This window comes from Rhodococcus sp. IEGM 1302, from assembly GCF_030056935.1.
Taxonomy (GTDB): Bacteria; Actinomycetota; Actinomycetes; order Mycobacteriales; family Mycobacteriaceae; genus Rhodococcus_F; species Rhodococcus_F qingshengii.
The window spans coordinates 122,480-135,192 of record NZ_JASHKY010000006.1; the positions used below are offsets into that span (position 1 = coordinate 122,480).

9 protein-coding genes are annotated in these 12,713 nt (G+C 64.7%); 2 read left to right on the forward strand and 7 right to left on the reverse strand.

The window, feature by feature from the left end:
- Positions 1-2 precede the first annotated feature (2 nt).
- Both grpE and dnaK read right to left on the reverse strand, forming a co-directional pair.
- On the reverse strand, positions 3-599 hold the full coding sequence (gene grpE / locus QM609_RS12800; protein ID WP_003944430.1) for a nucleotide exchange factor GrpE: 597 nt from the start codon (positions 597-599) through the stop codon (positions 3-5).
- A complete protein-coding gene (gene dnaK / locus QM609_RS12805) occupies positions 596-2,449 on the reverse strand; it encodes a molecular chaperone DnaK (protein WP_003944365.1) in 1,854 nt (617 codons plus the stop codon). Before dnaK ends, grpE begins: the two co-directional genes overlap by 4 nt.
- Positions 2,450-2,711: 262 nt before the next feature.
- Here dnaK and QM609_RS12810 point away from each other — a divergent pair, with 262 nt between their 5' ends.
- Together QM609_RS12810 and QM609_RS12815 are read left to right on the forward strand one after the other, a co-directional pair.
- Positions 2,712-3,287: a hypothetical protein gene (locus tag QM609_RS12810; protein ID WP_042926296.1), complete on the forward strand. Its 576-nt coding sequence runs from the start codon at positions 2,712-2,714 to the stop codon at positions 3,285-3,287.
- Positions 3,284-4,288, forward strand: a complete 1,005-nt coding sequence (locus QM609_RS12815) for a TIGR03617 family F420-dependent LLM class oxidoreductase (protein WP_076948794.1) — start codon at positions 3,284-3,286, stop codon at positions 4,286-4,288. Before QM609_RS12810 ends, QM609_RS12815 begins: the two co-directional genes overlap by 4 nt.
- A 19-nt stretch (positions 4,289-4,307) precedes the next feature.
- Here the strand turns inward: QM609_RS12815 and QM609_RS12820 are convergent, their stop codons facing one another.
- From QM609_RS12820 to QM609_RS12840, 5 genes are all read right to left on the reverse strand, one after another.
- A complete protein-coding gene (locus QM609_RS12820) occupies positions 4,308-4,952 on the reverse strand; it encodes an FMN-dependent NADH-azoreductase (RefSeq protein WP_076948793.1) in 645 nt (214 codons plus the stop codon).
- Positions 4,953-4,975: 23 nt separating this feature from the next.
- A complete protein-coding gene (locus tag QM609_RS12825) occupies positions 4,976-6,559 on the reverse strand; it encodes an MFS transporter (protein WP_007726692.1) in 1,584 nt (527 codons plus the stop codon).
- A 104-nt stretch (positions 6,560-6,663) separates the two neighbouring features.
- Positions 6,664-8,148, reverse strand: coding sequence for a dynamin family protein (locus QM609_RS12830; protein WP_054827512.1), 1,485 nt, complete (start codon positions 8,146-8,148; stop codon positions 6,664-6,666).
- Positions 8,145-10,013: a dynamin family protein gene (locus QM609_RS12835; protein WP_007726689.1), complete on the reverse strand. Its 1,869-nt coding sequence runs from the start codon at positions 10,011-10,013 to the stop codon at positions 8,145-8,147. Before QM609_RS12835 ends, QM609_RS12830 begins: the two co-directional genes overlap by 4 nt.
- Before the next feature lie 123 nt (positions 10,014-10,136).
- Positions 10,137-12,434, reverse strand: coding sequence for an IniB N-terminal domain-containing protein (locus QM609_RS12840; RefSeq protein ID WP_076948792.1), 2,298 nt, complete (start codon positions 12,432-12,434; stop codon positions 10,137-10,139).
- Between the last annotated feature and the right edge of the window lie 279 nt (positions 12,435-12,713).

A 12,713-nucleotide genomic window follows, 5' to 3' on the forward strand; every position in this document is an offset into this window, starting at 1 on the left:
TCTTACTTCGCTTCTTGTTCTGAACCGTCTGCAGGCTTGTCGCCTACCCGGTCCGTCACGGCCACCATTGCGGTCCGAAGGACCCGGTCGCCGAGCTTGTATCCCTTGCGCATGACCGTCCCGAGTACGGGGTCGTGGCCTTCGCCTTCATGTTGCACCGCTTCGTGGAGTGCGGGATCGAAATCGTCACCCTCGCTGCCGAAGTCGGTCAAACCCAGACCCGTCAGGGTCGTGTTGAGTTTGTCTGCGAGTGCACGCAGTGGACCCGATTCGAGGTCACCGTGTGCCCGAGCGCGATCCAGGTCGTCGAGAATTCCGATGAGCTCGGTGATGACCGAAGCCCGCGCGGTTTCCTTGATGACCTGCTTGTCACGCTCGACGCGACGACGGTAGTTGGTGAACTCCGCCTGAAGTCGCTGCAGATCCGCAGTCCGTTCGGCGAGCTGATCGGTGGCGGATGCTTCCTCCACGATCGACTCTGCTTCCTGAACTACCCCTGTGTCTTCCGAGTCGAGCGGCGGCAGGGATTCCCCCGCCGCCTCTCCCTGTGCACCGGTCTCGGGGTCGACCGGGTTGTTCTCGGGGTTGTCCGAGGTCACTTCTTGTCCGAGTCGGTGGGCTCGTCGACAACCTCGGCGTCGACGACGTCGTCGTCATTGCCTGCGCCGTCGGTGTTTCCGGCCTCGTTTGCAGCGGAAGCCTCGTAGATGGCCTGGCCCAGAGCCTGCGACTCGGTGCCCAGCTTCTCCACTGCGGTCTTCACTGCAGCGATGTCGGTGCCTGCCAGGGCGTCGTTGACGTCCTTGACCGCTGCCTCGACCTTGGTCAGGATCTCCTCGGAGACCTTGCCCGCGTTCTCACCTTCACGCTGCTCCTTGACGAACTTCTCCGTCTGGTGGACCAGCGACTCGGCCTGGTTGCGAACCTCTGCCTCTTCGCGACGGGCCTTGTCTTCCTCGGCGTGAGCCTCGGCGTCCTTGACCATGCGCTCGATCTCTTCCTTGGACAGACCGGAGCCGTCCTGGATCTTGATCGTGTTTTCCTTGCCGGTGCCCTTGTCCTTCGCCGTCACGTGCACGATGCCGTTGGCGTCGATGTCGAAGGTGACCTCGATCTGCGGAACGCCACGCGGGGCGGGCGGCAGATCGGTGAGCTCGAAGGAGCCGAGCAGCTTGTTGTGCGAAGCGATTTCGCGCTCACCCTGGAAGACCTGGATCTGCACCGAAGGCTGGTTGTCGTCAGCGGTGGTGAAGGTCTCGGAACGCTTCGTGGGGATCGTGGTGTTGCGCTCGATGAGCTTGGTCATCACGCCACCCTTGGTTTCGATGCCGAGGGAAAGCGGCGTGACGTCGAGGAGCAGAACGTCCTTGACCTCACCCTTGAGCACACCGGCCTGGAGTGCGGCGCCGACGGCGACGACCTCGTCCGGGTTGACGCCCTTGTTGGGCTCACGGCCACCGGTCAGTTCACGAACCAGATCGGAGACGGCCGGCATACGGGTGGAGCCACCGACGAGCACGACATGGTCGATGTCCTTGACGGCGATTCCACTGTCCTTGATCACTGCCTGGAACGGCGCACGAGTGCGATCGAGCAGGTCCGAGGTGATCTTCTGGAACTCGCTGCGGGTGAGCTGCTCGTCCAGGAAGAGCGGGTTCTTGTCCGCGTCGACCGTGATGTACGGGAGGTTGATGGAGGTGCTCTGCGAGCTGGAGAGCTCGATCTTCGCCTTCTCCGCAGCCTCACGCAGACGCTGCAGGGCCATCTTGTCCTTGGTCAGATCGATGCCGTTCTGAGCCTTGAACTTGTCGACCAGCCAAGCGACGACGCGCTCGTCCCAGTCGTCGCCACCGAGGTGGTTGTCACCGGAGGTTGCGCGAACCTCGACGACACCGTCGCCGATTTCGAGCAGGGAGACGTCGAAGGTGCCGCCACCGAGGTCGAAGACCAGAATGGTCTGCTCGGTGTCACCCTTGTCGAGTCCGTATGCCAGTGCAGCCGCGGTGGGCTCGTTGACGATACGAAGGACGTTGAGGCCGGCGATTTGGCCGGCTTCCTTGGTTGCCTGACGCTGTGCGTCCTCGAAGTACGCGGGGACGGTGATGACGGCGTCGGTGATGTCTTCGCCGAGGTAAGCCTCCGCGTCACGCTTGAGCTTCATGAGCGTGCGGGCGCTGATTTCCTGCGGCGTGTACTTCTTGCCGTCGATTTCCACGTTCCAGTCAGTGCCGATGTGGCGCTTGACGGAGCGGAGGGTGCGGTCGACGTTCGTGACTGCCTGGTTCTTCGCGGGCTGACCGACGAGAACCTCGCCGTTCTTGGCAAATGCGACCACCGAGGGGGTGGTACGTGAGCCTTCGGCGTTGGCGACCACTACGGGCTCGCCGCCCTCCAGCACTGCAACTACCGAGTTGGTCGTACCGAGATCGATACCGACTGCACGAGCCATAGTGTTCCTACCTTTCGTTCTGCGGTTCTCTGCCCGAGTGGTTGATCTCGAACATGACCGCGAGTTTTTCGCTTGGTGAGCGTCCTCCGCTCAAGTTTGCCTCCGACCGTGGCCGGGAGTCAACTTGAAGTTGAGCCGAGGGCGCTCAAGCTTGTCGAAATGGTCAACTACAGCCCACGTAGATTTGTTCCCGCCTTCCCCGAAAAGCCGGAAAAGTGCGCCACATCACTTCCGTATCCCTCCGAATGGCTACGATCGGCCGGTGACCGATCCCGACAATTCTCCCGCGCGACCTCCTCGCCCGTCACCTCCACGCCCGGCACCCGAGCGACCCGACGTCTCGGTTCGGCCGCTCCGACCTGCAGCGAGCGACGAGACACCCAAAGCCGTGACATTGTCCACCTCTGCCTGGATCGGCTCGTTCGTCGTCCTGGCCGGAATCGCCGGAGTGGTAGTCACCAGCCTCGACGACGTCCGGTCGGCTCTCGAAGAATCGACTGCGCGCGACAATCCCGGATACTCGTCCACCGACATCTCCGATGCCGTGACCGTCGTACTCGCCGGCAGCGGCGGCGGCGCTCTCGTCCTGGTCCTGCTCGCACTTTTGAGCCTTCAACTCCTCCGCGCACGCAAGAACGCCGGGCGGGTGATGACGGCGATCGTGGGAGTCGTGAGCATCGCGGCCGGACTCGGCTTCATGTCTCTGGTCGACGGCGCAGCAGACATCGGCGCCGGAGTTCTGAGATGGGGTCCGATTCTCTACTGCGCCCTGGTCGCGGTGGCGGCGATCGCTCCGTTCGCTCCCGGTGTCAGCACCTGGCTGCGGGGACGCCGATGAAGGTTCACGTACAACTGGACTCCGCGCCGGGCGCGGGCGCTGCTCGTAGCCGTGAACTCGCGGAGACCGGCGCCGGTGGCCTGTTCACGTTCGAGGGACCACACGACGTGTTCTTCCCGCTCGTCGAAGCAGCATCGGCCGTCGACCTCGACCTGATGACCAACGTCGCCATCGCATTCCCCCGCAGTCCCATGCATCTGGCGCATTCGGCCAACGACCTGCAGTTGCTCAGTCGCGGCCACTTTCGACTGGGTCTCGGATCGCAGATCAAACCGCACATCGAAAAACGCTACAGCGCAACGTGGTCGCGTCCGGCGGCCCGCATGAAGGAGACGATCGCAGCGGTCAAGGCGATCTTCACTGCGTGGGAGAACACCTCGACGCTGAACTTCCGCGGCGAGTTCTTCACCCACACGTTGATGCCTCCGACGTTCGATCCAGGCCCCAACCCCTATGGGCCACCGCCCATCCTGATGGGTGCGCTCGGACCGGTGATGACCAGGACGGCTGCCGAGGTGGCCGACGGACTACTGGTCATGCCGTTCCACACGCAACGTCATTTCCTCGAACGAACACTTCCGGCCGTCGGTGCCGGTCTTCGCGAATCCGGCCGCACCCGAGACGAATTCACGATCATCCCGCAGGTCATCGTCGGCGTCGGCCGCGGCGACGATCAACTTGCCGCGGCCGCCAGAGGCGTCCGAGCCCTGCTCTCGTTCTACGGTTCGACGCCCGCATACCGTCCGGTGCTCGACGTCGAAGGGTGGGGCGAGGTCCAACCGGAACTCAATGCCCTGTCGAAGCGAGGTGGCTACACCGAGATGGCGTCGCTGATCACCGATCCGATGCTGACCACACTCGCCGTCGTCGGCACTCCCGAAGAGTGCGCCACCGAGATTCGGCGGCGGTTCGGCGAACATGCCGACGAAGTGTGCTGCTATTTCCCCGGTTACGACGTAGAACCGTCAGACGTGGCGTCGATGATCTCGTCTCTCACCTGAACCCGGTCGAACTTCTTGATCAGGCCCCCAAGATACGGGCCAGCTCGGTCAACGACTCCCGGGCAGCACGCAGGCTCGCGTCACCCTGCTCGATCAGAGGTGCCATCGCCGGAATACGTTGCGCCAAAGTCAGTTCCGCGGTGATGACGGAGACATCCATTCCCATCGACACCCCGAGCACCTGAACGAGTGGCGGGACGGTGTGATCGTTGGCCTCGTTTCCCGAGCCCGGCGCATAGGTGTTTCCGCGGCTGGAGACGATCACCACCGGCTTACCTGCCAGAGGCTGAGTACGCGTGTCGAAAGGCACCGTAGTCCCCAGGACGTGTACGTAGTCGATCCACGCCTTCAACGTGGACGGGATCGACCAGTTGTACATCGGCGCACCGATCACGACGACGTCTGCAGCGGTAAGTTGCTCGATGACCCGAGCCTGGAGTGCTTCCGCGGCGGGATCCGGAATCTCGCCCTCGACTCGCAAGCGTGGTGCATAGTGCAGGGCCGCGTCCGCGAGGTGCGGCAAGGGATCCCGGTGCAGGTCCAACGTCACCGTCGTGTGATCCGGACTGTTCTTCGACCACTGCTGAGCGAACAGTGCGGTCAGATCACGTGAGGTCGAGTGGTGGAGTTCGGCGGACGAATCGATGTGAAGTAGCTGTGGCATCCCTCATCACTACCAGAGCGCGCTCAACTCTTCTCCGCGGCTAGATCGGATTCCGCTGCGTACTGCGCCAGCAGGACTCGTTCGCGCTCGCGACGCGGATAGAAGAACGTCACCACCGCGGCACCGGCACACACGATGATGATCGCCGCGATGTAGGCGTTTGTATCCCCGTCCAGGAAGGCGTTTTTGGCGGCGGTCATGATTTGGTCCGCGTATTGCGGGTAGCGTTCCGCGAGAACTTCGGCGCTGGAGAAGGATTTGGTGAGCGCGGCCTGAGTTTCGGGAGTCACTTCGGATGCGTTCGGCGAGGACGAGATCGCATTTCCCAACGATTTTGCGTACCCGGCCGTGAGTATTCCGCCGAGAATCGACTGCATGATGGCGCCGCCCAGGTCGCGTTGCAGGTCCGAGGTTCCCGACGCCATACCAGCGCGGTGCACGGGAACGGATCCGGTCAGCGAACGCGATGCCGGTGTGCCGGCCAGACCGACGCCGATGCCGACAAGCGCATAGGCCAGCGCGACCTGCCAATACTGTGTGCTTTCGTTCCACAGGAACAGCGCGACGAACAAACCGAGAACCACGAACAGGTAGCCGGCGAGCAGCGTGACGCGGGCGCCGTACCTTTCGATCATGGTCGCCGAGCGCGGCGCGACGATCACCATCGCCAGCGCAGCCGGAATGATCGCCGCACCGGCTGCCAGCGTCGAGTACCCGAGGACGTTCTGCAGGAACTGCTGGCCGATGAACATCGCGCCCATGAGCGAACCGAACACGACCAACCCACCCACCGCCGCGACCCAGAAGGTCGGGCGCGCAGCTACGTGAAGATCGAACAGCGGATTGGCCGCGCGTCGCTGTTGCAGGAAGAACCCGATACCCGCGACAACTGCTATCGCCCCGAGCACCAGAGCCAACGTGCCCGAACCCTTCACCGGCGCAAAGTTGATGGACAACACCAGCGCCCCGATGAAGACGATCGACACTATGCCGCCGAGGTGATCGACTCGCTCGGTCGTCTCGTTGACGTGAGCGGGAACCAACACCAGGGAACAGATCAGTGCCACAAGGGCCAAGGGAAGGGTGACAAAGAAGACCGAACCCCAGTGAAACTGCTCGAGCAGCGCCCCCGAGACGATCGGACCGAGTGCTGAAATCGCGCCACCGATTGCCGACCACATGGCAATCGCCTTGGTTCGTGCCGGTCCGGCCCACAACGCCGTGATGATTGCCAGCGTGGTCGGGAACGCCAGACCTGCCGAGACGCCTCCGACTATCCGAGCGAGGAACAGCACTTCGAAGTTCCCGGCGAATCCCGCCACGATCGACGCCGGAATGGACAGCGCCATGCCGGTGACCAGCAACATCTTGCGGCCGTATCGGTCTCCCAAGGCCCCCAGGTAGAGCACCGTTCCGGCCAGGCCCAGCGAGTAGCCGACCGCGATCAGGTTCAGTTGCGTCTGACTGGCGTCGAAAGCCCGCCCGATATCGGGCAAAGCGACATTCGCGACCGAGAGATTGAGGTTCGCGACCGCAGCGACCAGGATGAGCGTCCCCAGGACGAGGGTGGCTCGATCCGGTGAAGCGGACTTGATGTCACTCGCCATGCGCGTGCTCCCATCGAGGTGGGACCCGAACCTGGGAGTTATGTCCGGATCATCCCGAACTCAAGATAGAACCCTCGTCCGGCGCTCGCATAGTGAACGGGTCCCTATTCGGGCACAATTTCAGCCAGGACGCCCTCGGCGCTGCGGGCGGCGACCAGGCAGGCGCGCGAGGTGAACCTGTCGAAGAGCGGATGTCTGGACAACTCGCGCCATCTGCGGACAGCCGCCGTGGCCCGCGCACGCTGCACCTCCGGCGATTCTTCCGGTTCGCAGCCCAACCGGTCACTTGCCCGGATTCCGTAGCCGCCGATCAGTCTTTGCAGTTGTGCCAGGTCGTCGGGTGGCAGATCCGTGTGTACCGAACGAAGACGCCCGAGCAGGCGAAGTTCGTGAAAGCCGTGAACATCGGCAAGCAACCGTTGCGCCTCCGCCGCGATCTGATCGCCTTCCTCGCTCGGATCGGCTTCGAGGATTCTTCCCAGCGTCACCAGCGCCGTGTGCGATTTGAGCTGATCTGCCCGCTGCCCGAATTGAACGTCGATCACCTGACGCAGTTCGTCCAGGCCGCTGCGCTCCAACAATTCGGCCGCCAGGGACGGTGAATCGGTCGCCCCCAACTTGATCGACGTCACGGCTAGGCGAATTCCGAAGAGCCCGAACCGATCGGCCAATTGCGCCCGCATCGCCGCATCGACCGGCAGCGGACTGTCCTGCCTGGCAAAGCGATCCGCGGAGAGCAGTGCAAGGCTCAGATCCTCGGCCGGAACCTGCGCGAGCGCCGAGAAGGCCGCGAACTCGCTCTGCCTCATCGTCCGAGCAGCGAGCGCGAGTAGACCTGCCACCGGAACCACCGACTGGCACAGGCCGGTTCGCTCCAACTCCTCGGCGAATCGCGCCGCGACGTCCTTCGCCGAAGACAACGCGTCGAGCCTGCCTGCGCCGACCTCATCGGCACGCGAGAGAACTCCGATCACTCCGAGTGGCCCGGATTCTCCGCCCACGTGATCCGCGATCTTCCCGAGGAACTGCATGTCACTGGCGTTGAGAGCCCGCAAGAGGTAGACCACTGCATCCGCGCCCGGTGCCTCACCGTCGGGAACGAGCATGTCCCAGGTGCGGGCCGAGACCTCGGTCGAGAGCGACGAGGTGCCCGGTGTGTCGATGATCGTCGTACGAGCCAATGCCGAAGACGGCCAGTCGACGTCGATGCGGTCCACCGAGTCTGCGGTGTACTCGCCCAGATCGAACGTGAGCCTGCCGTCGCGGCGCGTCACCGGCACGTTGAACTCGGCACCGTTCTCGGCCGTCGCGGTCACCTGCGGCGTCGTCCCGTTCCGATACCAGGTGACGACGCGTGTGCATTCCGTCGCGTCGGTAGGCGCTATATCCTGTCCGACAAGCGAATTGAGCAGCGTCGACTTACCCGCTTTGAGGGAGCCGGCGAGCGCCACCCGGAGTGGCTCGTCGAGCCTGGCCGCACATTCTTCCAACTGGGCGCGCGTCTGCGGCTGATCGGCGTAGGCACGTCTGGCGTGGTCGATCAGGGCGTGTGCCGACTCCACTGCGGTCACGGTGGTCGCGGCATTCATGCGTTGGTCACCTTTGCCGAGGCAGGAGCGGGAGTTTCGCCGATCAGCGTTCCGGCAACGGCGTCGAGCTCCGCGACGACGCGCATGTCGGTCTCCAGACGCTTGATCCGAGCGGCATGTTCACTCGATTCCAACTGCGCGGCTTCCTGAGTGGCGCGGAGGGATTCGTTGATCGAGCGCAACGCCTGCTCGGCGATGTCGGTGAAGTGATCACGCAACAGCCGCTGCACCAGGCGCAGGCGGTCCTTCGACTCCTTGCCCACCTGGAAGCTGACGTCGTCGGCAAACCGTCGGATGGCCGCTTTCGCCTCAGCGCGACGCTTGAGCACCTGAGCCTGCTTGTCTTCACGATAAGCCTTGGTGCCCAGCAGAACCCCGGCGCCGATGGAGATCGGATTGACCAGTGCCATGCCCATCATCGTGGTGATCAAGCCGAACATGAGCACGCCGCCGTACGAGCCGCGCATGCCGACCAGGACTTTCTGAGTGATGCCGATTCGGCCGGATTCGAGGTCCGCCAATGCACCGACCGGTTCCAGGAAACCGTCGGTGTCGGCGACGTCGAGATGCGGGAGCGCGACGTCACCGGTCTCCGCAAAGTGCTGCGCCACAACTTCTGCCAGCCACTGTGCGCGATCATGCGCCCACACGAAGTTGTCACCGATCGCGGTGGCGATCTCCTGTTCGAGCCACTCCCCCACGACGTCCCAGTCCTTACCGGGATCGCCTTCGTCGACCGTCTCCTCGGCCTGGCGGGTCACCCGGCGCAACCGGTCCCGGAGGTCGTGATCGATGTCGGCGGCGAGGTCTGCGATGCCGTCACCGAGGCTCTGCTGCCACAGTGAGGTCTTCTTGTGCAGTTCCTCGGCCGCTGCCCGGGCACGCTGCAGTCCCGCGACCGCTGCCTGAGCGGTCGACGGATCCTTCAGCGCCGCAAGCTCACTGCCCATCTCCAACGTCAGATGCGCTGCCGCAGAACGCACATCCATCGCAACTGCGCGTCGAGTATTCGATTCGGCACGCGCAACGACGTTGTCCCGCAAGAACTGATAGAGGTCCAAAAATCCGGATTCCGCTTCGAGTTCCTTGTCCCCCAGCCTCAGCGCGTGCGAGCGCAGTACCGAGGAGATCGGAATGAGCGGCAGATCCAACCCGGCACGCTGGAGATGTCCGCGATCGGCGTCGAGGATCTGCCGCCAGTGCGGGTACAGATCGGTCTTGCTGATCAGCCCGGCTACCGCAGGACACAGATTGACGACCTGGCGGATGAATCCCAGCTCCGGTTCGGTGAACTCCTGGCTGGAGTCCGACAGAACCAACACTGCATCGGCCGCAGTGATCAATCCCAATGTTCCTGCAGCATGAGGATTTCCATGACCGCCGACACCAGGGGTGTCGATCAGAACCAAACCGTCGGCCAACAGCGGACTGGGAACACCCACTTCCACACGCAGAACCTCACGCCCTTCGGCGCGAGGCGTGGCCGGGGTGATCCCCATCAGTTCCTCGAGCGGGAGGGGCACCCGAATGGGCGCCGCACCCGGATCGGCGAGAATCAGTTCGGCGACCGCGGTCTCCGCGTACTGAACTACCGTCGCCACGGCCGTGGTCTCGTCGTCACCGACCGAGCACACGTCGATGCCTAGCAGAGAATTGACGAACTGGCTCTTGCCCTGCTTGAGGGGTCCGACCACCACGATGCGAATACGCGGGTCGTTGACTCTCACCTGAGCGTTCTCGAGTCGGCGCACCAGATCCGTGCGCCCGAAATCCTTCGCCACGACGGCTGTTCGTTCGAGCAACGACGCCGTCGACGACGCGACGCGCGCCTTCCGGCTGCTTACCTGACTCGCTGAATCACTCATGAGCTACGTTGACCCGCAATTCTTCCCGACTCGAATATCCGGCCCTGCGAACGCATAGCGCACGCAGGGCCGGATTTGTTACATCAGGTCATTTTGACCGATTTCAGTTCCTGCGTCAGCAGATCAGGGATGCAGGTGATCGACAACCGCAACCGGGTCGATGTGATCGACCGGCGCTGCAACCGAATCCTCGGCGAAGAGCGAGTGTTCGGTATCGGCGCTCAGACCCGAAGTGGAACCCGAACCGAAAGCATCGGTCGCATCGATCGACGACCACGCGTTCAGCGCACCGGTCAACGAACTCGTCAGGTCGGACACTCCGCTCACTGCTCCACCGAGGGATCCGCCCAGGTCAGCGACTCCGCCGCCGCCAACGGTACCGCCGCCGTCGACTGTGCCACCGGCAGCTGCGGCTGCGTCGGCACCGATCGAACCCGTCACGTCGGTGACTGCTCCGACAGCCCCGCCGAGCGATCCACCGAGATCGGTGACGCCGTTCAGTGCGCCGCCGAGCGACCCACCCAAACCAGCCGCAGCGTTCGTGGCCGCGTCGAGACCTGCTGTTGCGTCGAGACCTGCGGTTGCGTCCAGCGCGCCGCCCACAGTTGCTCCGAGGTCGCCGGTCACACCGCCGAGGTTCAGGCCTTCTGCCGCGATGCTTCCGAGGTCGACGGAAGGCAGTTCAGCGGAGATCGGGCCGAGGTTCACAGCGCCGAGGTCGACGGAGGGCAAGTCGGCACCGATCGAACCGGTGTCGATTCCGCCGAGGTTCAGTGCCGTGTCCAGCGCTCCACCGAGTGCACCTTCGGCACCGAGAACGCTGTCGAGAGAGCCCCCCAGCCCGAGGCCCGCGCCCAGCGCACCGTCCAGCGCGCCGGTCAGGTCCGTGCCCACGGAACCGACAGCACCCAAGCCGCCTGCACCTGCGAGGGCGGTGTCGAGAGCCGCAGCGACACCGGCTGCCAAGCCTGCTTCACCGCCCAGACCGAGTGCACCACCGAGATCGATTCCGGTAAGTCCGCCTGCGCCCAGCGCTGCGTCGAGAGCGCCGCCGAGACCGCCCGCGAGCCCGGCATCGACGCCGAGTGCCGAACCGAGAACACCCTCGAGGGCCGTCGACAGATTCGCGCCTCCGCCCAGAGCTGCCGCGAGGTCTGCGCCGAGACCACCTTCGAGGTCGAGTGCTCCCCCGAGCAGTCCACCGAGTGCGCCACCCAGGTCGGCTCCGACCGTTCCGCCGGCACCGAGGGCGCCGGAGAGTGCCGCGCTGAGCTGCGCGCCGAGGTCTGCGCCGCCGCCGAGTACGGCGTCGAGGTCGAGTCCGCCGCCGAGACCCAGTGCTGCGTCGAGTGCGCCGCCCAATGCAGTTTCCAGACCGCCGCCGACGCCGAGTGCTCCGCCGAGGGCGCCACTCAGGGCAGCACCGAGATCGAGGCCGCCCGCGATATCGGTGAGAACGCTGACATCCGTGATCGCGCCGAGGACGCCGCCGAGCGATGCACCCAGATCGGCGCCGATCGTGCCGCCGGCTCCCAGGACGCCCGAGAGCGCGCCGGACAATGCCGTGCTGAGGTCGCCTGTCAGAGCGCCGGCAAGATCCAGGCCGCCGCCGAGTGCAAGAGCGGATTCCAGTGCGCCGGTCAGGCTCGCGCCCAGTTCGCCGCCGATGTCAAGGAGACCGCTGAGGTCTGCTGCGCCGCCGAGGAGTCCACCGAGAGCCAGGCCGAGATCGGCTCCGAGGTCACCACCGATGGCGAAGACGGGTGCGAGAGCTCCGCTGAGCCCTGCCGTCAGGTCGAGTCCGCCGACTGCGCCGATCGCGGCGTCGAGGGCTGCTCCCAGCTCCGCAGTCAGGCCGCCGGTCACACCGAGGGCGCCGCCCAGAGCCGCGCTGAGCTGTGCGCCCAGATCGAGAGCTCCTTCGAGATCGAGTGCGCCGCCCAAACCGAGACCGGCTTCGATCACAGCGCCGAAGGCTGCGCCGAGTTCGGCACTGATCTCGCCACCGATGGCAAGCGCAGCGCTGAGGGCTGCTGCGAAGTCGCCGACCAGGTCGAACTGGCCGCCGAGGGCGCCTCCGACTCCGATTCCTGCACCGGCGCCGAGACCCAGGCTGCCGCCGAGGCCACCACCGAGACCACCGGTGAGTCCACCACCGAGACCACCGCCGAGTCCGAGACCGCCGCCGATTGCACCGGCAGCGGACGCACCGGCGTTGACGATCGCGGACAGGTCGGCGCCACCACCGGCAAAGAGTCCGGACTCGGCGACCAGCGGAGCGACCGCGACGATGTCGGCGGGGCTGACGTCGCACAGACCGGCAGCATCGAGTGCCGCGGTCGGGTTGGCGCAGTAGTTGGCAGCTGCCTCGTCGTCACGAAGTAGCCCGAGGATGAATTCGAGTACGGCGTTCGTTGCCATGGCGGGTTCTCCTGAAGTTCGTTGACCGGGTTGTTGCCGGTGGGTAGTTGCCGGTGGTCCGGAAACTGGTGCGCTGCCAGAGGTAGCGAGTGGAATCAACGCTAAGAACTTTTGCGACTGGGGCCAATGGGGAGCACCCCCCTCTTCTGCAGGGACAGGTGGGGAAGCCCCCCATCGGGCTACGCCCGGTCGGAATAGGGGATTTGCCCCGATTAGGGGATCGGTCCCCTACTTCGTCGCGACGCCTCCGATCCGGTAACGATCTAGGTCCTGAAACCG

What these genes read in the sequence shown, in the direction of transcription:
- dnaK (WP_003944365.1), bottom strand. Translation starts at nt 2,449, where the DNA reads ATGGCTCGTGCAGTCGGTATCGATCTCGGTACGACCAACTCGGTAGTT.
- QM609_RS12815 (WP_076948794.1), top strand. Translation starts at nt 3,284, where the DNA reads ATGAAGGTTCACGTACAACTGGACTCCGCGCCGGGCGCGGGCGCTGCT.
- QM609_RS12820 (WP_076948793.1), bottom strand. Translation starts at nt 4,952, where the DNA reads ATGCCACAGCTACTTCACATCGATTCGTCCGCCGAACTCCACCACTCG.
- QM609_RS12825 (WP_007726692.1), bottom strand. Translation starts at nt 6,559, where the DNA reads ATGGCGAGTGACATCAAGTCCGCTTCACCGGATCGAGCCACCCTCGTC.
- QM609_RS12830 (WP_054827512.1), bottom strand. Translation starts at nt 8,148, where the DNA reads ATGAATGCCGCGACCACCGTGACCGCAGTGGAGTCGGCACACGCCCTG.
- QM609_RS12835 (WP_007726689.1), bottom strand. Translation starts at nt 10,013, where the DNA reads ATGAGTGATTCAGCGAGTCAGGTAAGCAGCCGGAAGGCGCGCGTCGCG.
- QM609_RS12840 (WP_076948792.1), bottom strand. Translation starts at nt 12,434, where the DNA reads ATGGCAACGAACGCCGTACTCGAATTCATCCTCGGGCTACTTCGTGAC.